The 22,741-nt window shown below is 30.9% G+C and carries 20 protein-coding genes and 1 tRNA gene; 11 read left to right on the forward strand and 10 right to left on the reverse strand.

Annotated features, from left to right (window positions below; genetic code table 11):
* The first annotated feature begins 47 nt into the window (after positions 1-47).
* Together mfd and EW14_RS10290 are read left to right on the forward strand one after the other, a co-directional pair.
* Positions 48-3,560, forward strand: coding sequence for a transcription-repair coupling factor (mfd, locus tag EW14_RS05030; protein WP_042850418.1), 3,513 nt, complete (start codon positions 48-50; stop codon positions 3,558-3,560).
* 72 nt (positions 3,561-3,632) lie between these two features.
* Positions 3,633-3,794, forward strand: coding sequence for a hypothetical protein (locus EW14_RS10290; RefSeq protein ID WP_197049544.1), 162 nt, complete (start codon positions 3,633-3,635; stop codon positions 3,792-3,794).
* A gap of 491 nt (positions 3,795-4,285) precedes the next feature.
* Here the strand turns inward: EW14_RS10290 and EW14_RS05040 are convergent, their stop codons facing one another.
* From EW14_RS05040 to dapB, 6 genes are read right to left on the reverse strand one after another with little or no spacing between them, the layout of a single operon-like run.
* Complete coding sequence (locus EW14_RS05040) at positions 4,286-4,870, reverse strand: DUF4335 domain-containing protein (protein WP_042851313.1); 585 nt, start codon at positions 4,868-4,870, stop codon at positions 4,286-4,288.
* A gap of 4 nt (positions 4,871-4,874) precedes the next feature.
* On the reverse strand, positions 4,875-5,399 hold the full coding sequence (locus EW14_RS09865) for a DUF3038 domain-containing protein (protein WP_225866652.1): 525 nt from the start codon (positions 5,397-5,399) through the stop codon (positions 4,875-4,877).
* A 39-nt stretch (positions 5,400-5,438) separates the two neighbouring features.
* Entirely contained in the window at positions 5,439-5,636 is a 198-nt protein-coding gene (locus EW14_RS05050) for a DUF2949 domain-containing protein (RefSeq protein WP_042850420.1), read from the reverse strand.
* Between the two features lie 5 nt (positions 5,637-5,641).
* On the reverse strand, positions 5,642-6,796 hold the full coding sequence (locus EW14_RS05055) for an FAD-dependent monooxygenase (RefSeq protein WP_042850421.1): 1,155 nt from the start codon (positions 6,794-6,796) through the stop codon (positions 5,642-5,644).
* A gap of 19 nt (positions 6,797-6,815) precedes the next feature.
* The gene (locus EW14_RS05060; RefSeq protein ID WP_042850422.1) at positions 6,816-7,457 is read right to left on the reverse strand and encodes a hypothetical protein; all 642 of its coding nucleotides are present in this window, start codon (positions 7,455-7,457) and stop codon (positions 6,816-6,818) included.
* A 1-nt stretch (position 7,458) separates the two neighbouring features.
* A complete protein-coding gene (gene dapB, locus EW14_RS05065; RefSeq protein WP_042850425.1) occupies positions 7,459-8,307 on the reverse strand; it encodes a 4-hydroxy-tetrahydrodipicolinate reductase in 849 nt (282 codons plus the stop codon).
* A gap of 103 nt (positions 8,308-8,410) precedes the next feature.
* Between dapB and EW14_RS05070 the strand changes: the two genes are divergently transcribed.
* Positions 8,411-12,421 carry a magnesium chelatase subunit H gene (locus EW14_RS05070; RefSeq protein ID WP_042850426.1) on the forward strand — a complete coding sequence of 1,337 codons (4,011 nt, stop codon included), beginning with the start codon at positions 8,411-8,413 and terminating at the stop codon, positions 12,419-12,421.
* An 8-nt stretch (positions 12,422-12,429) separates the two neighbouring features.
* Here the strand turns inward: EW14_RS05070 and folP are convergent, their stop codons facing one another.
* The 3 genes from folP to EW14_RS05085 are packed head-to-tail and all read right to left on the reverse strand — an operon-like array spanning position 12,430 to position 14,213.
* Complete coding sequence (folP, locus tag EW14_RS05075; protein WP_042850427.1) at positions 12,430-13,275, reverse strand: dihydropteroate synthase; 846 nt, start codon at positions 13,273-13,275, stop codon at positions 12,430-12,432.
* Positions 13,259-13,984 carry a triose-phosphate isomerase gene (tpiA, locus tag EW14_RS05080; RefSeq protein WP_042850428.1) on the reverse strand — a complete coding sequence of 242 codons (726 nt, stop codon included), beginning with the start codon at positions 13,982-13,984 and terminating at the stop codon, positions 13,259-13,261. Before tpiA ends, folP begins: the two co-directional genes overlap by 17 nt.
* 52 nt (positions 13,985-14,036) lie before the next feature.
* Entirely contained in the window at positions 14,037-14,213 is a 177-nt protein-coding gene (locus EW14_RS05085) for an RNA-binding S4 domain-containing protein (protein WP_042850429.1), read from the reverse strand.
* A gap of 118 nt (positions 14,214-14,331) precedes the next feature.
* On the opposite strand from EW14_RS05085, the gene EW14_RS05090 reads away from it, so the two are divergent.
* Together EW14_RS05090 and EW14_RS05095 are read left to right on the forward strand one after the other, a co-directional pair.
* Positions 14,332-15,975, forward strand: coding sequence for an ABC transporter ATP-binding protein (locus tag EW14_RS05090; protein WP_052044731.1), 1,644 nt, complete (start codon positions 14,332-14,334; stop codon positions 15,973-15,975).
* A 33-nt stretch (positions 15,976-16,008) separates the two neighbouring features.
* Positions 16,009-16,227, forward strand: a complete 219-nt coding sequence (locus EW14_RS05095) for a DUF6447 family protein (RefSeq protein ID WP_042850432.1) — start codon at positions 16,009-16,011, stop codon at positions 16,225-16,227.
* Between the two features lie 4 nt (positions 16,228-16,231).
* Here EW14_RS05095 and carB read toward each other — a convergent pair whose 3' ends face one another.
* On the reverse strand, positions 16,232-19,528 hold the full coding sequence (carB, locus tag EW14_RS05100) for a carbamoyl-phosphate synthase large subunit (protein ID WP_042850433.1): 3,297 nt from the start codon (positions 19,526-19,528) through the stop codon (positions 16,232-16,234).
* Between the two features lie 107 nt (positions 19,529-19,635).
* On the opposite strand from carB, the gene EW14_RS05105 reads away from it, so the two are divergent.
* The 6 genes from EW14_RS05105 (at position 19,636) to EW14_RS10295 (ending at position 22,719) form a co-directional block, all read left to right on the forward strand.
* Positions 19,636-20,274, forward strand: a complete 639-nt coding sequence (locus EW14_RS05105) for a DUF3318 domain-containing protein (protein WP_042850434.1) — start codon at positions 19,636-19,638, stop codon at positions 20,272-20,274.
* Positions 20,264-20,608, forward strand: a complete 345-nt coding sequence (rsfS, locus tag EW14_RS05110; protein ID WP_042850435.1) for a ribosome silencing factor — start codon at positions 20,264-20,266, stop codon at positions 20,606-20,608. The genes EW14_RS05105 and rsfS overlap by 11 nt, the downstream gene beginning before the upstream one ends.
* 10 nt (positions 20,609-20,618) lie before the next feature.
* Entirely contained in the window at positions 20,619-21,113 is a 495-nt protein-coding gene (locus tag EW14_RS05115) for a CGLD27 family protein (RefSeq protein ID WP_042851315.1), read from the forward strand.
* Positions 21,114-22,079, forward strand: a complete 966-nt coding sequence (locus tag EW14_RS05120; protein WP_042850436.1) for an asparaginase — start codon at positions 21,114-21,116, stop codon at positions 22,077-22,079.
* A gap of 46 nt (positions 22,080-22,125) precedes the next feature.
* Positions 22,126-22,202, forward strand: a tRNA-Met gene (locus EW14_RS05125).
* Positions 22,203-22,572: 370 nt separating this feature from the next.
* A complete protein-coding gene (locus EW14_RS10295) occupies positions 22,573-22,719 on the forward strand; it encodes a hypothetical protein (RefSeq protein ID WP_197049545.1) in 147 nt (48 codons plus the stop codon).
* The last annotated feature ends 22 nt before the right edge of the window (positions 22,720-22,741 follow it).

Genomic DNA, 22,741 nt, shown 5'->3' on the forward strand with positions numbered 1-22,741 from the left:
TCTAATATAATAGATCGGATATTTGTAATCAAGATTGATAGCTATAAATGAGTTTAAATACTTTAGTTGATTATATTTCGAACTCACAAATTACTTCTGAATTAATAAAAAGAATTTCAAAAAATAATGAATTAAATTTTGTTGGTTCAAGTAGATATGCGAAATCAATAATCTTAGATAGCATCGCAAAAAAAGAGGGAAAAAATATATTATTAATTTCTCCTAATGTAGAAATTGCCTACAAATGGATTGGTTATTTTGAAAGTATAAATGATAAAGCAGTCTTATATTATCCTCCAACAGAACATTTACCATACTCATCAATTAATAAATCCAAAGAGATTGAATTTAGTCAGCTTACTGTTTTATCGAAATTAATAAAAAAAAAGAAAAACGAACTTAATATTGTTATATCAACAGAGAGATCACTTCAACCTCATCTAATAAATAAAAAATTATTAATTGAAAACAAGTTAAATTTGCAAAAAGGGGTTCAAATCGAGATTCAAGAATTAGCAAATAAACTTACTTTGCTTGGTTATACGAAGGATAATGTAACTTCAACAGAGGGATTCTGGAGCAGGAGAGGGGAAATAATAGATATTTATCCTGTCAATAATGAGTTTCCAATAAGATTAGAATTTTTTGATAATGTAATTGAGAAGATAAGAGAATATGATCCTAATACACAGAAAACATTAGAAAGTATCAATAATATTGAAATAATACAGGCTGGATTTGATTTGCTAATTAAAGATAAGTTAAATAATTTTTCTAAGAACGGTATTTTTAATTCAGAAGATATAAATAAAAATAATCTTGATCGTTATTTAGGAATCATTGAAAAACAACCCTCCAATATAATAGATTTTATTGATAGGGAAACAATTCTTGTAATTGATGAATTAGAAGATTGTACGAAATTTGCAAATAACTGGTATCTAGATTCAGAAAGTAATTTTTATAATTGTGAGTATGAATTAAATGAGAACCTTAAAAATAATGATATTAATTTAGAGGTCAAACCAAATTTACATTTAAAGTTTGACGAAATATTAAATTCACTAGGAAATTTTAATTTGATAAAATTTTATGAATTTGAATCTAAAGTCAATATTGATAATAAGTTTTTGTTAAATGATAAAAGAATAAATTCATACTCTAAAAATATAGGAAAATTATCCAATGATATAAATAAAAATATAAAAAATAATGAAAAAGTATGGATATTATCAGCACAGCCATTGAGAACTAGGACTTTACTTTTTGAGCACGAATGTAATACAAACTTCTTAAACAACCCTAATGATATTGATGAAGCATTTAAGTCAATTAATAATTCCACTCCTTTAATTTTAAAAAATAAGAACAATTATGAAATCGAGGGTTTTTATCTTCCGATATGGAAAGTTGTCCTTATAACAGATAAAGAATTATTTTCACAACAATCTCTTTTTAATAATGTATTTATAAGAAGAAAGAAAAGAAGTGTAAATTCAAATATAAATTTAAATAAGATTAGTCCCGGTGATTTTATAGTTCATAAAAATCATGGAATAGGAAAATTTTTAAAAATAGAAAAAATAAATATAACTGGAGATTCAAGAGATTATTTAGTCATTCAGTATCAGGATGGGAAGATAAGTGTTGCCGCCGATCAACTTAGTAGTGTTAACAGATATAGATCAAGCGGAAAAATAAAGCCAAAAATAAATAAATTAGGAGGGACGGAATGGGAAAGAATAAAAGATAAAAATAAGAAACAAATCAAAAAAGTTGCTGTGGATATTTTAAAACTTTATGCAAAGAGAGAAAAATTAAAGGGGTACATTTATCCAGAAGATGGTCCTTGGCAAGATGAATTAGAGGAATCATTCCCTTATCAACCAACACCTGATCAAATTACTGCTGTAGAAGAAATAAAGTCTGATATGGAAAGCGACAAGCCAATGGACAGGCTGGTTTGTGGAGATGTAGGATTTGGTAAAACAGAAGTCGCTGTTCGGGCTATTTTTAAGGCTATTACATCAGGCAAACAGGTAATATTACTAGCACCCACAACAATACTAGCTCAGCAACATTGGAGAACAATAAACAATAGATTTTCACCTTACCCAATAAAAGTATCATTACTCAATAGATTCAAAACCGTTAATGAAAGAAAGGAAATCTATGCAGGCTTGAAAAATAACAAAATTGATTTAGTTGTAGCTACGCACCAAATTTTAGGAAAAGAAATAGAAATTAAAAACTTAGGACTACTTGTTATTGATGAAGAACAAAGATTTGGAGTAAGGCAAAAAGAAAAAATTAAAAAAATCAAAGCCAACATAGACGTTTTAACTCTCTCGGCAACTCCAATCCCAAGGACTCTTTATATGAGCTTATCTGGACTAAGACAAATGAGCTTACTTAATACTCCTCCTCCATCACGAAGATCAATAAAAACATATTTATCTGAAATAGATATGGATGTTATAAGAACTGCCATTAATCAAGAACTTGATAGGGGAGGTCAGATTTTTTATGTTCTTCCAAGAATTTCAGATATTGATCAAGCTGTAAACAAATTAAAAAATATGTTTCCAAGCTTAAAATTTATTGTTGCTCATGGGCAAATGAACGAAACAGAGCTTGAAAATGCAATGATTGCCTTTAATAATGGAGAAGTAGATCTAATGATATGCACAACGATAATTGAAAGTGGATTAGACATTCCTAAAGTAAATACAATCATAATTGAAGATTCTCACAAATTTGGGCTTTCACAACTTTATCAACTTAGAGGAAGAGTTGGTAGAAGCGGTGTACAAGCACATGCTTGGTTATTTTATCCAAATCTAAATAAAATTAATGACGCTGCAAAACAGAGATTGAAAGCTATAAAAGACTTTTCAGAACTAGGAAGTGGATACCAACTTGCAATGAAAGATATGGAAATAAGAGGTGTTGGGAGTTTACTTGGAGAAGAACAAAGTGGAAAGGTTAATGCTATTGGATATGATTTATATATAGAAATGCTCCATGAGGCTATTTCAGAAATCAGTGGGCAAGAAATACCAGAAGTTAACGATACTCAAATTGATCTACCAATAAATGCATTTATACCTGCAACGTGGATATTAAACAGAGAAGAGAAGCTTGAGGCATACAAATCTGCTACTGAATGTTCAAATAATGATGAATTAACTGAATTAGCTACAGATTGGGTGAATAGATATGGAAACTTACCAAAACCTGTTGAGTCTTTAATTATGATAATGAGACTAAAATTACTAGCTAAAAAATGTGGTTTTAATAAGATCAAGCTCAAAAAGCCAAACATCTTGATAGAAACAAAATTAAAAAATTCTACTTTTAAAATTCTTAAAAATTCTTTGGCAAGTAGTGTTCAAAATAAATTTCATTTTGATGAAGGAGAACAATTATCAATAATAACGATAAGGGGTTTAGGAGTAACTGAAATTCAATACCAAATTGATCAACTAATGTTATGGTTTGGGTCTTTTGAAAGAGAAATAAAGAATTTCGATAAAGAACCTCTTATGAAAAAAGAATAAATTATTAAATAATTATTTAAAATCCGCGAATGAGTTCGATTTCGGTTAGGTTTATAAAAATTTATTTTTTTTATGGGTGAATATATAGACGTCGGAATCCAAAACTCGATTTTACCCTTATCAATTATTCTTTCATCAATTGTACTTGGCATATTTGCATTATTTGGAGAAGAAACAGAAAATGATGATGATGATTCTGATTCAGGAAGCGGTGGCCTAATGCAACCTATTTAAATTTATTTATAAATAATTTGTTTTGACTTTCTCTTAGAGATTCTAAATAACCTATAAAAAGAACCAATAATTAAAATAAGAGCTGTAAATAAAGAGGCAAAAATAAAAATCACTAAAAATATTTCATAGAGATAAGAAAAGAGATCAATTAATAATAAAAAAGATTTATTAAATGTCGAAGGTAGATTTTGTAACAGCAAATTTTTATTAGGAATTAAATAATTTATATAAACTAATAAAATACTCAAAATAAACAAAAAGAAAGATTCTGTAAATAGTCTCCTTTTAGATTTTCTTCTTAAATTTAATTTTTTTTTAAAAATATATTTTTCAGATTTAATATTCAAATTTGGAATGTTTAAATCAGCCATAGATCAAAGCTCAAAGCTCAAAGCTCAAAGCTCAAAGCTCAAAGAATAAATTTGAATAAATCTGAAAAGAAATTAACCTATAGTATCGTGTTTGTATTTAAGATGCTAATTGATCTTTATTCAGGATTTATTTAGTTCTTTTTTTTCTATATTTTCAAAAGGACTATAAAAATAAATAAAAGAAGAAGAAAATAGAATTAAAGAGCAAATTGCAATAAACGGTGGAATAAAGAAATTGAAAAATTTAAATTTTTTATTTAACCCAAATCTTGATTTTTTTGGAATTTTAGAGATTATATCAGTTTTTTTTATTCTTACTTTTGGCGATTCATTTAACTGATCAAAACAATTTATGGTATCTGAAAGCAATGAATTGCCAATCTTTAAAACTAAAGGCTTAACATTTGGTTTAGAGCTCTTTAGAACAATATTATGTATGTGAAGATTATCGGCTTTTATATCGATTAACTTAGACTCATATATTGGGATTTCGTTTTTGATTAAAAGATTTGAATAAATATAAAAAGCATCCATGATAGGTCCTAAATGTTCGATTTTTCCTTCAATAAGTGGTTTATTAACTAGGTTTAATTTCCATTGAGAAATTATGGATATTTGATCTTTATTTTCATTATTGGAATAATCTGGCAATCCGATTATTTCGAGACTTGCTGAAGATTGATGAAAAGACAATTTATTTTGCATCACATTAAAAATCGTATAAAAAATTCTTCAACTTTTGATAACCCTGATTTGAAATGCAAAAAGATAGAATAAGTAAAGATTTTATGATAATCTCATCATTTTCAGCTTGATTTAAAAGCTTTTTCACTCGCATACTATCTATATTAAATCTCTCTTTAATCAACTCAATAAATCTCTTATTAAAATCACTCCAAATATCTGAATCCTCTTCAATATCTTCTTTAGATTTCAGTATCTCTCTGATATAAGGATATAAATATTTAGACATTTCAACTGTAATTCTAATTAAGGCATCAAATTCGTTAGGTTTAATATTGTTAGTAACATAAGATTTTCTCAATGGATTATTGTTCCTTAATTTCCAAATAGTCACTTTATTTGGTAAAACATTATTTAAATGAAGTCTATTTGATAAGGAGTAAAGGGACTGAATACCATTTAAGTCAATAGTTTCTAGTATTAATAACAATAAATCAAGCTTCTCTATAGATTTTCTTGATACCTGATTTGCTCTAGTTAAAACTGTAATTGTTCTCGATTAGGGTATGGGCAGATTATAACAGAATTATTATTCCATTTTTTGAAATAAAAATGAATATAACTTATCTAGTTCTTCTATAGTTAGCATTCCATAACTCCATAATAATATTGGTAATGGAGTGTTATTTTTTATAGATAATTTTATACCAAGTTCAATAGTAGATTCATCTAAACCTAATACATTAAATAAATAAATTATCATTTCTCTAGGTACATAATTATTCATGAATTCTATTTAATACTTGAGTAAATGAGAGATTTAGTCATTTGATTTAAAACTAATTTTCTTGTAAAAAGAAATTTATTTAAAAGAAAAAATGAAAATTTCCTAATTGGAAATAAAAAAATGCTTCTATTAGCAAAAATTGATATTAATGAGTCAGTTATAAAAATAGTGACAATAATATCTAAAATCCTGCTTGAAAAATACTTGAATTTAAATAATATCAATTGCATTTTAGTAATAGCATTATTTTTATTAAAAAGATCATAAATAGTATTAACATCTCTCCAACAAGTATTTAGACCCTGACCACCAACAGGATGAAATGTATGAAATGCATCTCCTACAAAAACTAATTTTTTAAAATTTAAAACTGGTAAATTTAAGGATAATGAAACAGGAAAAATATTAAATTCGCCAATTATTTGGTCCAACTTAAATTTATCTGGCAAGATTGTTGATAAATTATCCATTAAAAAATTCTTGTCAAAATTTAACCTTTCAATTGCCTTAAATGTACTGGAAGTCCAAATTACTTGATATAAGTTTTTTTCTAAAGGTAATAACGCAAGTGGGCCTTCTTTTCTAAAAATTTCATAAGCACGCTTTTCACAATGACCTCTAAGTGAAACTTTAAAAGTTAAACAAGATTGACTATAAGATTTTTTTATATCAATAAAATCTAAGAATTTTTTATCAAGTGAGTTTGCTCCTGTTGAAAAGAATTGATAATCAAATGATATTTTTTTACGCAACAATCTCTGTGGTGTCATAAAAAAAATATTTTCATAATTATCTATCTCTTGAAAAAATACGTTCATAAGATCCGAATGTTTAACTACCCAGCCAATATTTTCAGCAGAACTTATATCATCATCTAAGTCAGAAGTTGATAAATTAGCAAAAGCAGAAGTTACGCTGTCTGAAATTGAAAGGGTATCAAATCCAAATAAAAATGGTTCTAATTTTCCCCAAAGTCTGAATTTAGATAAGATTTTTCTCGTTGAGTGAGTAATTGCATAAGTTTTATCTTTATCAATTAATCTATCTTTTGTTAATAAATCAGTTAAAAAAATATTGCAATTAAATTTTGAAAGCGCAATTGAAAGTAATAATCCTGTGGGACCTGATCCAACAACTTTAAAATTAAATTTATTTTTCATCAGATTATATAAGCATCAACTATCTATTCAAATAAATATAGCAAATTTCCTCAAATGCTGGTCTTAATAAATAGGGATACTCTCCAACCCATAAGTTAATTTCAGGAAGCCAAGCATCAGACAAATAAATATCTCTGTCAAAATTACGGTTATCAGATGTAATTAAACATCTAATACTCGAACCCACCCTAATTTGACTGTGCTTATTTTCCATAGGAAAACTTAATTTTTCCAAATAACCATCTTCATCTTCTAATTCAAGTACTAACCAAGTCCTTTTGTTTTCGATAACTTCTAATCGACCTTGCCTATTAGATTGTTCTCTAGAACTTTCTATCTTTTCTGTTTTATAGATATCTGATATGTAGCCATCAAATATAGAAAAAAATTTATATTTTCTTAATTGCAAATTTTTTCTACTTGATTCCAAAATTGGGCCCCAGATGATATACAAAAAGAAACCTACACATAGGAATAACCAAAAATTATTAGTTTGATCTCCAGTCGAACTTATTATTAAAGAGATAAATCCACCTATTGAAGAAACTATTACTCTTTGAAGGATTTTTCTCGGATTCCCCAATGCGTACTTAAATTGACTTCCTGTACCAACTGCAGGAATAAGTTTTGAAATTTGACTTGAATTAATTGGAATTAACATTTTAAAAAATCAATTTTTCAAGTCCGTAAACTAAAGTTTCATGATTACCAATTTTTCTAATAGCCTGTAAAACTCCTGGCATATATGCCTTTCTATCAATCGTGTCGTGCTTAATTGTGTAAGTTTCACCTGGAGATCCCATAATTACTAACTGATGAGCGAGTAATCCTGGTAATCGTACAGAATGTATATTAATTCCTGAATCTCTGAGCCCACCCCTTACACCTTGCAATGACTCAGACTCTTTTACTAAATTCTGATTAAATTTCTTTGGATATTCTTCAATCATTTCTGCAGTTTTTATACACGTCCCACTAGGAGAATCAGCTTTTTGATTATGATGCATTTCTATTAATTCAATATTGTCATAAAACCTTGCAGCTACAGATGCCGCCTGCTGAAGAAGAACCATACCTACTGAAAAATTAGGAATTATTGCACAACCAACCGATGCTTTCTGAGCAAAAACAGACAAATCTTGTATTTGCGAAGGACTTAGACCTGTTGTTCCTACTACTGGTGATACTCCATATGCAATAGCTGATCTGGTATTTTCATATACAGAATCAGGATGAGTAAAATCAACCAGCACAGGTTTGATTTTTTCATTTCTATAATTTTGACTAACAGAACACAAAGCTCCTTCAAAATCATTTGAAACAAAAACATCACAATTTTTTACCTTCAATAATTCAGAAATATTTGAGCCATTGTTCTTTTCGTTTATGTCGATTGCTGCAACAAGTTCACAATCTGTAGAATTTAATACAGCATTAATAACTTCGCTACCCATTCTACCTAAAGCTCCAGATACTAGTACTGGTATGGAATTTTTAGAATTTTCAATCATTTTTTTTAAAAATTTTTTTTTAAAGGTTGTTACACGCTATTTATATTGCACACAATAACGTCTTTTCATTCGTAGGCTGGTAGAAATACTTAAAGAAAAATCAATGTTTACGCAGGTCCGCTCAGCAAACCGCAGAGTATCTCCTGTTGAGGATAACAAACACAAAGTTGTAATAAAAGCAGTTTATGTTGTCCTTGAGCCACAATACCAAAATTCCTTAACGGAAGCTGCAAAGTCAATAAATGAAATGAATGGGCCAATAGGTATAGACCTTAGCGGCTATCTTATCGAAGAACTTAGGAATGATAGTAATTTTGAAGATTTCAAAGAAGATATAGCTAATGCAGATATATTCGTAGCCTCTCTTATTTTCATTGAAGACCTTGCTCAAAAAGTGGTAGATGCAGTATCTCCATTTAAAGACAAACTTAAAGCATCAATTGTTTTCCCCTCCATGCCAGAGGTAATGAGATTAAATAAGCTTGGTTCATTTAGTATGGCCCAACTTGGTCAATCTAAAAGTATTATTGGAGATTTAATAAAAAAGAAAAAAGAATCTGATGGAGCAAGTTTCCAAGATTCAATGTTGAAGTTATTAAATACACTCCCTTCAATACTTAAATATCTACCAGTAGAAAAAGCTCAAGATGCTCGAACATTTATTTTGAGTTTTCAGTACTGGTTAGGTGGTACCACTGAGAACTTAAAAAACTTCTTGTTAATGATCTCTGAAAAGTACGCTGTCTCAGAGGACATAAAAGATCAAATAGAAGAATTCAAAATTCAAGACCCTGAAACATTTCCAGATTTAGGAATTTGGCATCCTCTTGCTCCGTGCATGTATGAAAGTCTTAAAGAATATCAAAATTGGGAAAATAATAGGAAAGATTTAAATCCTAAAGATGACAAAACTCCAATAATAGGCTTAGTTCTTCAAAGGAGTCATATCGTTACAGGAGATGATGCTCATTACGTTGCTGTTATTCAAGAATTGGAATACAGAGGTGCGAGAGTACTACCTATCTTCTGTGGAGGTCTAGATTTTTCTAAACCAGTTAATGAATTTTATTATGATTCCATAAATAAGGATAAACCTATAGTAGATGGAGTTGTTTCTCTAACAGGATTTGCATTAGTTGGTGGACCAGCAAGACAAGATCATCCTAAAGCTATTGAAGCCCTAAAAAGGTTAAACAGACCCTATATGGTTGCACTTCCATTAGTCTTCCAAACTACACAAGAATGGGAAGATAGTGATTTGGGTTTACACCCTGTTCAGGTAGCACTTCAGATTGCAATTCCAGAGCTTGATGGTGCTATTGAACCTATTATTCTCTCAGGTCGTGATGATGCTACAGGTAAGGCACATACGCTCCAAGATAGAGTTGATGTAATAGCTGAAAGAGCAATAAAATGGTCAACACTAAGAGTTAAACAAAGAAAGGATAAAAAATTAGCCATTACAGTATTTAGTTTTCCACCAGACAAAGGAAATGTTGGTACGGCAGCATACTTGAATGTTTTTGGTTCAATTTATAGAGTACTTCTTGAAATGAAATCGAAAGGATATCAAATAGATGAACTTCCAAGTAATTCAAAAGAATTAATGGAAAAAGTAATTAATAACCCTGAAGCTATGGATGGCTCTCCAGAGTTAAATATTGCTCATAAGATGTCAGTAAAAGAATACGAAGAATTTACACCATATTCACAAAGACTTGAAGAAAATTGGGGTAAACCTCCTGGAAACCTCAATAGTGACGGACAAAACCTTCTTATCTATGGAAAACATTTTGGAAATGTTTTCATAGGAGTTCAACCTACATTCGGTTATGAAGGTGATCCCATGAGATTGCTCTATTCAAGAAGTGCAAGCCCTCATCACGGTTTTGCTGCTTATTACACGTATGTAGAAAAAATCTGGGGGGCTGATGCTGTCCTTCATTTTGGAACTCACGGCTCACTTGAATTTATGCCAGGAAAGCAGATGGGCATGAGTGAAACTTGCTATCCGGATTCTCTCATTGGATCATTGCCTAATTTGTATTACTATGCTGCAAATAATCCATCTGAAGCAACAATTGCGAAGAGAAGAGGATATGCTTCAACTATTAGTTATCTGACTCCTCCAGCGGAAAATGCAGGACTTTACAAAGGACTTAAAGAACTAAGTGAACTCGTTGGTTCTTATCAACAATTAAGAGAAAATAGCAGGGGAATTCAAATTGTAAATGCAATAGTTGAGACTTCTAAACAATGTAATCTTGACAAAGATGTAGAGCTCCCTTCAAAAGACGTAGAAGAACTTTCAATAGATCAAAGAGATCTATTTGTTGGTAATGTCTATAAACAGTTGATGGAAATTGAAAGTAGATTGTTACCTTGCGGTCTTCATACTATTGGAGAAGCTCCAACAGCAGAAGAAGCTGTAGCAACACTTGTAAATATTGCATCTTTAGAGAGAGAACAAGAAGGATTAAGATCTCTTCCTGGATTACTCGCAGAATCCATCGGTCTAACTATTGAACAAATTTATGATGGTAATAATAAAGGTGAACTTAAATTTGTAGAGTTAAATGAAAAAATCATCAAGACAGCAAGAGAGTCGATTTTTGCGATGGTCAACTCTTTAAAAATTGTTGATGGCAGAGTTTATTTAGAAAAATCTCTTCTTTCCAAACTTTTCGATTTACTTAAAGTTTTTGGTATAAATCTACCAACCCCTTGGCTAAGAGTTTGCAGATTAAACGGATTTAATGAAGTTAATCAGAAGGAATTAAATAAATTGTTTGATTACTTACTTTTCTGTCTGGAACAGGTCTGCGCAGACAAAGAAATGGATAGCCTCATTAAAGCACTAGATGGAAATTATGTTTTACCTGGACCAGGTGGAGATCCCATAAGAAATCCAAGTGTTTTGCCCAGCGGTAAAAATATTCATGCACTTGATCCTCAATCAATCCCAACTACAGCAGCAGTGGCGGCAGCGAAGTCTGTTGTTGACAAATTAATTGAAAGACAAAAAGAAGAGCAAGGAACTTGGCCTGAAACAATAGCTTGTGTTTTATGGGGTACTGATAACATCAAAACTTACGGAGAATCACTGGCACAAATCTTATGGTTTGTTGGGGTAAAACCAAAGCCAGATTCTGTTGGAAGAATTAACAAATTAGAATTAATCCCTTTAGAAGAATTAGGAAGGCCAAGAATAGATGTAGTTGTTAACTGTTCAGGAGTATTTAGAGATCTATTTATCAATCAAATGGCATTAATAGATCAGGCAGTCAAATTAGCAGCTGAAGCTGATGAACCATTGGAATCTAATTTTGTAAGAAAACATTCACTAGAACAAGCAGAAAAAGAAGGTACCTCAATCAGAGAAGCTTCAGCGAGAGTATTCTCTAATGCAAGTGGAAGTTACAGTTCAAATGTTAATTTGGCCGTAGAAAATTCAACATGGGAAGAAGAAAATGAATTACAAGAGATGTATTTATCTCGCAAAACGTATGCTTTTAATGCCGATAATCCAGGTGAGATGAATCAAAAAAGAGAAGTATTCGAATCAGTAATGAAAACAGCAGATGTTACATTTCAAAACCTTGATTCCTCAGAAATTTCATTAACAGATGTAAGCCATTATTTTGATTCAGATCCAACAAAATTGATCAAAACACTAAGAGATGACGGGAAAGAACCAAGTAGCTACATAGCAGACACAACCACTTCTAATGCTCAAGTAAGAACACTTGGAGAAACTATCAGATTAGACTCAAGAACTAAACTTTTAAATCCTAAGTGGTATGAAGGTATGCTCAAATCTGGATACGAGGGAGTTAGAGAACTTTCTAACAGACTTAATTACACTCTTGGTTGGAGTGCGACAAGTGGTCAAGTAGATAATTTTGTATATGAAGAAACCAATGAAACATTTATAAATGACGAAGAGATGAGGAAAAGATTAATGGATCTTAATCCTAATAGTTTCAGAAGAATTGTTGGAACATTACTAGAAGTCAATGGTAGGGGATATTGGGAAACTTCTGATGAAAATATAGAACAGTTGAAAGAACTTTACCAAGAGGTAGAGGATAAGATCGAAGGAGTTAAAGAATAATAAATTTATTATTTTCTGTAAATCCTATCTGCTACTTTCAGGATTTGATAATTTAGTTTAACGTTATGAACTCTAACAATATCGATATTAAATTGAGAACAAAGACAACTTATTGCGAGTGTTCCGATATCTCTTTCTTTTGGTTTTTTCTCATTCAAAATTTCTCCTATAAATCTTTTTCTAGATGCACCTATCAATAATGGGAAATTCCATTTTTTAAATACATCTAAGTTTCTCAAGATTTCCAAATTATGATTGATATCCTTTGAAAAACCAATTCCAGGATCCACTATTATATTTCTTTCAGATATATTTTTTTCTAAAGCATTCTTTATTAAATTATCAAGCGAGCACTTAACATCACTCAATACATTCTGGTAACTAGAGAGTTGATTCATATTTTGACTATTACCACGACTATGAGTTATGACGAATGGACACTTGAATTTTGATACAACATCTAAAATATTTATATCTCTTCTTCCTCCAGTTACATCATTTATCCAGTTAGCACCATTTAAAAGAGCTTCATAAGCGACCTCAGAATGAAAGGTATCAATGGAAATTAGAACATCTGGATATTCAGATTTTATTAATTTCAAATATGGTATCAATCTTTTTATTTCTATAGTAGAGCCAACTTCTTCAGCACCAGGTCTTGTACTTTGAGCACCAAGATCAATAACATCAACACCATTATTTAAGAAATGATTTACTTGATCCAAAACTTTTTTTGAAGAGTTTAATTCCCCACCATCACTAAATGAATCAGGAGTTAAATTAATAACTCCCATAATTGAAGTTTTTTGTCCCCACCCTTTTGGCCATGGACTTTTCTTATTGATAATTTGCAATTCTCGCAAAACTATTCGGATCTAATGAAGCCCCTCCAACTAACACCCCATCTATATCACTCATTGACATGATTTCGTCAATATTATTTGGTTTAACAGATCCTCCATATTGAATAATTACATCATCAAAACCTATTAATTTCCGAATCAAAGAACATATCTTATTAGCGTCATCTGCCTCACATGTTTTACCAGTGCCAATAGCCCATATCGGTTCATAGGCAACAATTAAATTAGATGGATCTGTATTTTCTAATCCTTGTTCAACCTGTCTAGTAATAACTCTATCAGCTTCTCCTCTTTCTCTTTGTTCTAATGTCTCTCCAACGCAAACTATTGGTGTAAGTCCACTAGATTGAGCAAAAACTGCTCTTTTATTAATTTGTTCATCACTTTCACTAAAATATTTCCTTGGTTCACTGTGTCCAACGATTGCATATGAGACACCATGTTCAAGAAGCATTTTAGGAGATATTTCTGCAGTAAATGCTCCTTGATCTTCCCAATGAATATTTTGACTAGAAATATCTAAATAATCGAAATCAGAATGATCAGAAAAGGTTGAAATAGCTGTAAAAGGTGGAGCAATAACAACTTTACGATCTTCCTTAATGTTTTTTATTAAAGGAATAAACTCTTGTAAATAGGATATAGCTTCAGCACAAGTCATGTGCATTTTCCAATTACCAGCAATTACAGATTTTCTCAAAATACTATCTCCAAGAAAATTATATTAATATAAATTGAGTTTAATAGGCCAATTATTCGAAAAATAATTCATTTTTTAGAAATATAACTTTATCTCCCTTATTTAATTTTCTTCCTCTCCTAGTTTCTATAACACCATTAACTTTAACAGAACCTGACTTAATTAAAATCTTTGCTTCTCCACCAGAAGAGACCAAATTTTTCCATTTTAAGAATTGATCCAATTTCATTGTTTTTTATAACTAAAGATATTGATAAAGTAGGATAAATAATTAAATATATAATATTTTGAGACTAATACCACCAGTTAGACCCTATTCAAATAGGTTTATTAAAGGTTTTATATGCATGCTTATTTATGTAGCTTGTTGGCCTTTGTTAGCTTATTTTGCTGGAAACTTAATCCCAGCCATAGGATCTGGAGACCTCTCAAAAGTTACCAACATAATAGTTAAGTCTTTATTTGTATTTTTAATTCAGAAAATTGCCCAATTTGGGCAGGATGTATTCATAGCAAAACCATCTTTAGAAATTAGTGAAGTAATGAGAGGAAATTTATTTAGCAAAATTCAAAAAATAGAGATGAATTCTGTTGAAAAGATTTCAGCCGGAGATATCACATATAGACTTACTGAAGATGCAGATAGAGTAAGCGAAGTTATTTATAAAACAGCTCAGGATACTATTCCATGCACTTTACAGTTATTAGCGGTAATAATTTATATGTTTTATTTAGATTGGTCGCTAACATTATCAACTTTTGTGTTAGCACCATTGATAATTCTTTCAGTTAATAGTTTTGGAAGAAGAGTTTTAAGAGCATCTGAAAAAAGTCAGGAATCAACAAGTGATTTAGCAGGTTTAATAGGTGAATCTATAAATGGAATGTCAACGATAAGGGCTTTTGCTGCAGAAAATTGGATTGAGAATAAATTTTATAGAAGATTAAGTGCAAATAAAAGAGCAAAATATAAAACATTAAAGTTACTTGCATTTCAACATCCAGTTGTAGGATTTGTTGAAGCATTCGGAATATTAGCAATACTAGGTTTAGGAGCCGCAAGAATCAATCTAGGCCTTCTAACAAGCGAAGAATTTAGTAGTTTCTTTGCTGCAATATTAATGCTAATTGATCCAATAAGCCATGTAAGTACAAATTTTAATGACTATAAACAGGCAGAAGCATCAATAAAAAGATTGAAAAACATAAATCTAGAACCTATCGAAGATGATAAAGAAAATTTAACAAGTATACTCAGTATTGAAGGCAAAATAACTTTCAAGAAAGTTAATTTTGCTTACAAAAAAAATAATAAAGTTCTTAAAAATATAAATTTAGAGATTAATAAAGGGGAGGTCACAGCTTTCGTTGGAGCTTCTGGGGCTGGGAAAAGTACAATGTTGGCTTTGATATTAAAATTTATAAATCCAAATTATGGAGACATTTTTATAGATGATAAAAATCTCAAATTATTAAATACAAAAGATATTAGAAAGAACATTGCTCTAGTACAACAACAGCCTTTTTTGTTTTCAGGAAAAATTATTGATGTAATAAGAATGGGCAGGAATTTTACCAAAGAAGAAGTAATAGAATCAGCAAGAAAAGCAAACGCCCACAACTTTATTCAAAAGCTTCCTGAGAAATATGAAACTAAGATAACTGAAAGAGGATCAAATTTCTCAGGGGGCCAGATCCAGAGGATTGCAATTGCAAGAGCAATACTTGGGAACCCATCAATTCTTCTTTTAGATGAGGCTACAAGTGCTTTAGATGCAGAATCAGAATCTGAGGTCCAGGAAGGACTTAATAGAGCTATGAAAAATAGAACAGTTATAGTAATTGCCCATAGATTATCCACAACTCAAGAGGCAAATAAAATAGTTGTTTTCGATAAAGGCGAAATTATTGAAGTTGGAAAACACATTGATTTAATAAATAAACCTGGAATTTATAAAGAATTATGTGAAAAGCAATTGATTAAAAAATAATCGCTCTATTTTATTTATTAAAAAGTTAAGCCAATGAATGAGAATACAAATGATTCTTCAAATCCAGTTTTAACCTTTGAAGGGAAAAAATATTTTATAAATGAACTTTCTAATGAAATAAAAGAATCTATAAAAGTATTACAGATAGCTGAGACGCAACTAAAAATGCATGAAGATACTCTCAAATTACTTTCAATTAGCCGTAACACTTTAGCTAATCAATTAAGGGAAAAACTAAAAAAGTTAGGGTGAGATTCTAATAATTGTGGATTTCTTGTAGAGAGTAAGCATCAATTTTATTACTTTGCAAAGCTTTGATTGCTTTGATAGCAGCCTTTGTTGCAGGAATAGTTGTAAAAGTTGGAATATTATATTCTAGAGCAGCACGTCTTAAATAAGCGTCATCATGAAGAGCCTGTGAACCTATTGGAGTATTAATTATTAATTGAACAAGTCCTGAACGAATTAGATCCTCAATATTTGGTCTACCTTCATGAACTTTTAGTACTTCTTCAACTTGAATGCCTAAATTTACCAAATATGCAGCTGTACCTTTAGTTGCGATTAATTTAAATCCCAAAATCAAAAGTTCTTTAGCAACTTCCTCAAGATTTTTTTTATCTAAATCATTTGTAGACAAAAAAGCAACTCCTTCTGAAGGAACACCATTTCCTGCTGCCAATTCCGACTTGGCATAAGCAATTCCAAAATCTTTAGCTAAACCCATTACTTCTCCAGTAGATTTCATTTCAGGGCCAAGTAACGTATCAGATCCAGGAAATCTTTTGAAAGGTAAAACAGCCTCTTTAACTGCCTGATATTTTGGAGAAAATTCTTGTGTGAAGTTAACATCTTCTAATGTAAAACCTTGCATTAACTGAGTAGCTAATTTTGCAACTGGTTTACCTATTGCTTTTGAAACAAATGGGACTGTCCTAGATGCTCTTGGATTTGCCTCAAGAATAAATAACTTATTTTCATTGTTATTTGTATTTGTCACCGCAAATTGCAAATTAATTAAACCAACAACATTTAATTTTTGTGCAATTAATTTAGTCCAGTTCTTTACGTTTTCTATTGTGGATTTTGAAAGAGAAATGGTTGGTAAGCAACAAGCTGAGTCTCCTGAATGAATTCCTGCAGGTTCTACATGTTCCATTAGCCCAGCAATTACAACCGAACCTTTTGAATCGCATAAAGCATCAACATCTATTTCAATAGCATTATTCAAATATTGATCAAGAAGGATTGGATGATCAGGCGAAACCTTCACTGCTTCAGAGATATATTTCGATAATTCGTTCTCATCATTTACAATTTCCATTGCCCTTCCTCCTAAAACATAAGAAGGTCTTACAACTAAAGGGAACCCTATATTTTTTGCTACTATTTCTGCTTCATTTTGATTACGTGCAATTCCGTTTAAAGGTTGTCTAATGCTTAATTCTTCAAGTATTTTTGTAAATTCCTCTCTATCCTCTGCTAAATCGATAGATATTGGAGATGTCCCAAGAATTTTTGATCCAGTTCTAACTCCATCATTAGATTTAAGCCATTCAAATAAAGGTAATGATAATTTCAGTGGAGTTTGACCTCCGAATTGAACAATTAAACCATATGGGTTTTCGGCTTCTATGATGTTGAGCACATCCTCCAAAGTTACAGGCTCAAAATATAGAATATCGCTAGTATCATAATCTGTTGAAACAGTTTCAGGGTTACTGTTTACCATTATTGTTTTATAACCATTTGTAGAGGCTTGATATGATGCATGACAACAACAGTAATCAAATTCTATCCCCTGACCAATTCTGTTTGGACCTCCTCCTAGAATCATAATTTTTTTTGATTTACTATTTTCTGAAATCTCGCTATCAAAAATTTGAGAATTAAGATTAATGAAAGACTCCTCGTAAGTTGAATAATGATAAGGAGTTGAAGATGAGAATTCTGCTGAACACGTATCAACAGTTTTGTAAATTGGTATTATGTTAAGTTTTTTTCTATATTTCCTTACTTCAAAAAACTCAGAATTAGTTAACTTTGCTATCTGTTGATCTGAAAAACCTAATTGTTTAGCATGTAACATTAAATCTCTATCTAGAGCATAAAGGTCCTTTTCTTTCAAAAAGTCATTTTCAAAATTAAAGATATTACGTAATTTTTCGATAAACCATAAATCTATATTTGTAACTTCTTGAATATATGAATTAGTTTTCCCAAGCTGCATAGCTTTTTTAACTAAGAGAATTCTTTCAGATGTAGGGTTTCTTAAACTACTTGTAATATGACTCTCATTTTTAAATTCATCTAAAGAATCACATTCCCATCCAAAAACCCCTACTTCTAATGACCTTAAAGCTTTCTGAAATGATTCTTCAAAAGAACGCCCTATTGCCATTGACTCACCAACGGATTTCATAGCAGTACTTAAAGTATTTGAAGATCCTTTAAACTTTTCAAAGGCAAATCTTGGAATCTTAGTAACTACGTAATCAATTGATGGCTCAAAACATGCAGGTGTTTTTTTTGTAATGTCGTTAATAATCTCATCGAGTGTATAGCCAACAGACAATAAAGCAGCAATCTTAGCGATGGGGAAGCCAGTTGCTTTACTTGCCAAAGCAGAGGATCTACTCACACGAGGATTCATTTCTATTACAACTACGTCTCCATTAGATGGATTTATTGCAAATTGAATATTACTTCCTCCTGTTTCAACTCCTACCTCTCTAATGATTTTCAATGACAAATCCCTTAATCTCTGATACTCCTTATCTGTTAATGTCTGAGCAGGAGCTACAGTAATCGAATCTCCAGTGTGGACACCCATTGGGTCTAAATTTTCAATGCTGCAAACTATTACTACATTGTCAGCAGTATCTCTCATTACCTCTAGTTCAAACTCCTTCCATCCAATAAGTGATTTTTCAATCAATATTTGATTACTTGGACTTTCCTCTAGGCCTGATTTACACAAATCGACAAATTCTTCAAGGTTAAAAGCAATTCCACCTCCTACACCACCTAATGTAAATGCAGGCCTTATTATAAGAGGATAGGAACTGATTTCTTTTGATACCTCTCTAGCTTCATCTAGGTTGGAAGCAATCCCAGAAGGGCATACATTTACATTTATTTTCTCCATCGATTCTTTAAACAATTTTCTATCCTCAGCTTTATTAATAGCTCCTAAATTAGCCCCAATTAATTCAATATTATTTTGTTTCAAAAAATCTGATTCTGATAATTTAACCGCAAGATTTAAAGCTGTTTGACCTCCCATAGTGGGAAGAATCGCATCAGGTTTTTCTCTTAAAATTATCTGAGAAACAATTTCAGGAGTCAATGGTTCAATATAAGTTTTATTAGCAATATCAGGATCAGTCATTATTGATGCTGGATTTGAATTTATCAAGATAATTTCATAACCAGCATTTCTTAAAGCTTTGCAAGCTTGAGTGCCAGAGTAATCAAATTCGCATGCTTGTCCAATTACAATCGGTCCAGAACCTAGAATAAGAATTTTTTTTAGATCACCTCTTTGAGGCATAATATAAAACTATGTTTATCTCATGCTACTTATAAATCATCAGATGTTAATCAAGTTACTTGAAAAGCAACATTTGTTTCTATAGTATTGAAAGAAATTAATTTTTTATGAGCGAACTTCAGCGACTTAAAAGTTTGTTGCCTCCAGAGAATGAAAGTTGGGTATTTGTTGAAGCTGCTGCTGCTATAGACCCACCTTTAATAACACTTGAGGAAATTGGTCGTGACGAAGTAGAAATCCAGATAGATTTAGATGAATGGGATAACTTCGCAATTGATCACAGAAATTTATTATTTTGGCACGAGGTTGGGAAAATTCAAAATGACGCAATTCCCAGAGATGGATGGGAAATGGCGGCTCTTGCGATAGGTCTTGGTGGGGCGATTGGGGAATTGTGGGTACAAGATGGACTTCTTTTATTACTCGCACTTGGTTTGTCAAGTTTTGCAGGATATAGATTATACATAAAAAATAATTCTGAAAAAAAACTTCAAGATGCTATTTTTGCAGATGAAAGAGCTATAGATCTTGCATGTAGATTTGGATACAGCATTCCAAATGCTTATAAAAGTCTTGGAGGAGCATTAAAGGAGTTAATAGAAAAAACTCGAAAAAAGAAAAAAAGAAGTTTCTTTGAAGACAGATTAGATGCATTAAGAAAAAGTGCAGAAAAGGCTAGATCAGAATTATCTCAGCAAGAAGGTTCAGAAAAATCAGTCTCAAGCGAAAATGTTTATGGACAATAAAAGTTTAGTATTAATGGCAGCTAAAGCATGTGATGAAAAAAAGGCAAAAGATATAAAACTTATAAAAATAGACAAAGTATCATTTATAAGTGAATGGATTTTGATAGCTGAGGGATTATCTGATGTACAAGTTAGATCTATAAGTAATTCAGTAGAAGGAGAGTTGAGAGATAAGGCTAAAATTGAACCGATAAGAAAAGAAGGGGTTAATGAGGCTAAATGGGCTTTACTTGATTATGGTGATCTGATTGTCAATATATTTCAACCAGAAATAAGAAAATATTATGACCTTGAATCATTCTGGAGTAATGGAGATAATCTTACATTTCCATAATTATTATTTTATGAACGAACCTAGATGCCCTGTCCCTAGAGAGCAACAGCCAACTAATGAATTCATGGAACTATCAAAGTCTATATTTTTTTCTTGGCCAAAAACAAAAAATTCACTAATTCTTATATTGATTAAATTCTGGTTAGGTGCTTTTGTTCTATTTCTTATTATTTCTTCAGGAAGTGTTTATTTCAAATCATCTCTTTTAAAATATTTTCTACTAAGTTTTTTTAGCAGTTTATCAATACCTCTCTTGATTACTATACGGTTATATTTAGGATGGAATCATGTATTTAAAAGATTAATATCAGAAAAAGTTGAATATGAAGAATCCGGTTGGTATGACGGCCAAATATGGCAAAAGCCATTAGTTTTGAAAGAAAAAGAATCACTTATTGCCTCATTAGAGGTAAAGCCTATTTTAAAGAATTTAATTCAAATTTCTTCTATTATTTTAGTCTTGGCTTTATTAGGCATTTTGCTTTTTCAATATAATAATTTCTAAATGAGTTCTAATTTCAAAAACCTCTACACATCAAACAATCCGCCTTTACAAGCAACCTTAATGAGAGGTTCAAATATTGAGTCAATTCATAAAATTCATGCTGTTATTACTGACAAAAAAGGTAGAGTTTTGATGTGCGCAGGAAATCCAGAATATAAAAGCTTCATAAGGTCAGCATTAAAACCTTTTCAGGCAATACCTTTTGTTAGTAGTGGAGCAGCATCAAAAATCAATGATGAATCAAAGTCAATTGCATTAGCATGCGGATCACACAGCGGATCAAAACTTCATTCGAGAGAAGCCTTCAAAATTTTATGGGAATATGACATTGACATTAATAATCTGAAATGCCCAAAAACAAAGACAAGTCCCCTAGAACATAATTGTTCAGGTAAACATGCTGCCTTTTTAGCTACATGTAAAAAAATGAATTGGCCATTAGATAGTTACTTAAAGGGAGATCATCCCCTGCAAATTGAAATATTCAGAATCGTATCTGAATTACTTGAAATCCCGTTATCTGAAATAAAGGCAGAACGTGATGATTGTGGTGCCCCAACTCTTTATTTGAAAATATTAGAAATGTCTAGGTTGTATTCACTTCTAAGCAGTTCTGAAACGGCTGAATTAGAACAAATCAGTAGAGCTATTACAATTAACCCAATTATGATAAGCGACAACAATAAATTTGATACAGAAATAATTAAAGCTTCTCATGGTCAAGTTATAGGGAAGGGTGGTGCAGAGGGAATACAGTGCCTATGTAAAGTAAATGAAGGTATAGGAATTGCCTTAAAAGTAGAAGATGGTTCAAAAAGAGCCAAGCATGCTGTCAGTCTCCACTTGCTTAAACAGTTAGAGTGGATTTCTGATTTAAGAATTCAAGACATAGAAGAAAAAGTTTTTAATTTATCTGAAGGGGTTCGTATTGAAGTTAAAGGTAAATTAAAATTCCAAGAATCCTAAATAATATAGAAAAAATAACCCTTTCAGATGTATGCTATGTATATAACGCGGGGTAGAGCAGTCTGGTAGCTCGTCGGGCTCATAACCCGAAGGTCGGAAGTTCAAATCTCCCCCCCGCCACCATTTAGAAGCAGCTTCACGGCTGCTTTTTTAGTCTTTGTGATAATTACATCACTTATAAAATAAAAATATTGAAGTTTATAACAATGTACTTTAAAGAACTTATTAGATATTATTTGAGATCTTTTTGTATAGAGAATTTGAAGTCAACTCTGACTATTAGACCAATAATGATAAATAATATTCCAATGTATGAGTTCAAAGATAGATCCAAAATATTAAAATAATTTTCTAACTAAATTTTAACTCAAAAATCATTCCTATTAAATAAGCTAACAAGAATAAATTAAATCAATCTGAATGTTAGCCATTTTAATCTTAAATAAGTAATTTAATAAAGTAGAGTTATTTTATCTAATTTAGAAAAAATTATATGCAGAATTTGCTACAACGTGATTTAGGTTCAAGCTTGTTATCAATAGCTGTCGTTTTAGGTTGGTTAGGACTTTTTTTTGTATTTTTGAGAGTATTAACAATTTCAATGAAAAGAATCCTTGAATTGATTTTCAAAAAACCATAATTATTGAAATAAAACAACAATT

Origin of the sequence: Prochlorococcus sp. MIT 0604 (genome assembly GCF_000757845.1) — a bacterium.
In the GTDB taxonomy this organism is placed as follows: Bacteria; Cyanobacteriota; Cyanobacteriia; order PCC-6307; family Cyanobiaceae; genus Prochlorococcus_A.

Excerpts from the sequence above, each read along its gene's own strand:
- mfd (WP_042850418.1), top strand. The coding sequence starts at position 48 with ATGAGTTTAAATACTTTAGTTGATTATATTTCGAACTCACAAATTACT.
- EW14_RS10290 (WP_197049544.1), top strand. The coding sequence starts at position 3,633 with ATGGGTGAATATATAGACGTCGGAATCCAAAACTCGATTTTACCCTTA.
- EW14_RS05040 (WP_042851313.1), bottom strand. The coding sequence starts at position 4,870 with ATGCAAAATAAATTGTCTTTTCATCAATCTTCAGCAAGTCTCGAAATA.
- EW14_RS05050 (WP_042850420.1), bottom strand. The coding sequence starts at position 5,636 with ATGAATAATTATGTACCTAGAGAAATGATAATTTATTTATTTAATGTA.
- EW14_RS05055 (WP_042850421.1), bottom strand. The coding sequence starts at position 6,796 with ATGAAAAATAAATTTAATTTTAAAGTTGTTGGATCAGGTCCCACAGGA.
- EW14_RS05060 (WP_042850422.1), bottom strand. The coding sequence starts at position 7,457 with ATGTTAATTCCAATTAATTCAAGTCAAATTTCAAAACTTATTCCTGCA.
- dapB (WP_042850425.1), bottom strand. The coding sequence starts at position 8,307 with ATGATTGAAAATTCTAAAAATTCCATACCAGTACTAGTATCTGGAGCT.
- EW14_RS05070 (WP_042850426.1), top strand. The coding sequence starts at position 8,411 with ATGTTTACGCAGGTCCGCTCAGCAAACCGCAGAGTATCTCCTGTTGAG.
- EW14_RS05085 (WP_042850429.1), bottom strand. The coding sequence starts at position 14,213 with ATGAAATTGGATCAATTCTTAAAATGGAAAAATTTGGTCTCTTCTGGT.
- EW14_RS05090 (WP_052044731.1), top strand. The coding sequence starts at position 14,332 with ATGCTTATTTATGTAGCTTGTTGGCCTTTGTTAGCTTATTTTGCTGGA.
- EW14_RS05095 (WP_042850432.1), top strand. The coding sequence starts at position 16,009 with ATGAATGAGAATACAAATGATTCTTCAAATCCAGTTTTAACCTTTGAA.
- carB (WP_042850433.1), bottom strand. The coding sequence starts at position 19,528 with ATGCCTCAAAGAGGTGATCTAAAAAAAATTCTTATTCTAGGTTCTGGA.
- EW14_RS05105 (WP_042850434.1), top strand. The coding sequence starts at position 19,636 with ATGAGCGAACTTCAGCGACTTAAAAGTTTGTTGCCTCCAGAGAATGAA.
- rsfS (WP_042850435.1), top strand. The coding sequence starts at position 20,264 with ATGGACAATAAAAGTTTAGTATTAATGGCAGCTAAAGCATGTGATGAA.
- EW14_RS05115 (WP_042851315.1), top strand. The coding sequence starts at position 20,619 with ATGAACGAACCTAGATGCCCTGTCCCTAGAGAGCAACAGCCAACTAAT.
- EW14_RS05120 (WP_042850436.1), top strand. The coding sequence starts at position 21,114 with ATGAGTTCTAATTTCAAAAACCTCTACACATCAAACAATCCGCCTTTA.
- EW14_RS10295 (WP_197049545.1), top strand. The coding sequence starts at position 22,573 with ATGCAGAATTTGCTACAACGTGATTTAGGTTCAAGCTTGTTATCAATA.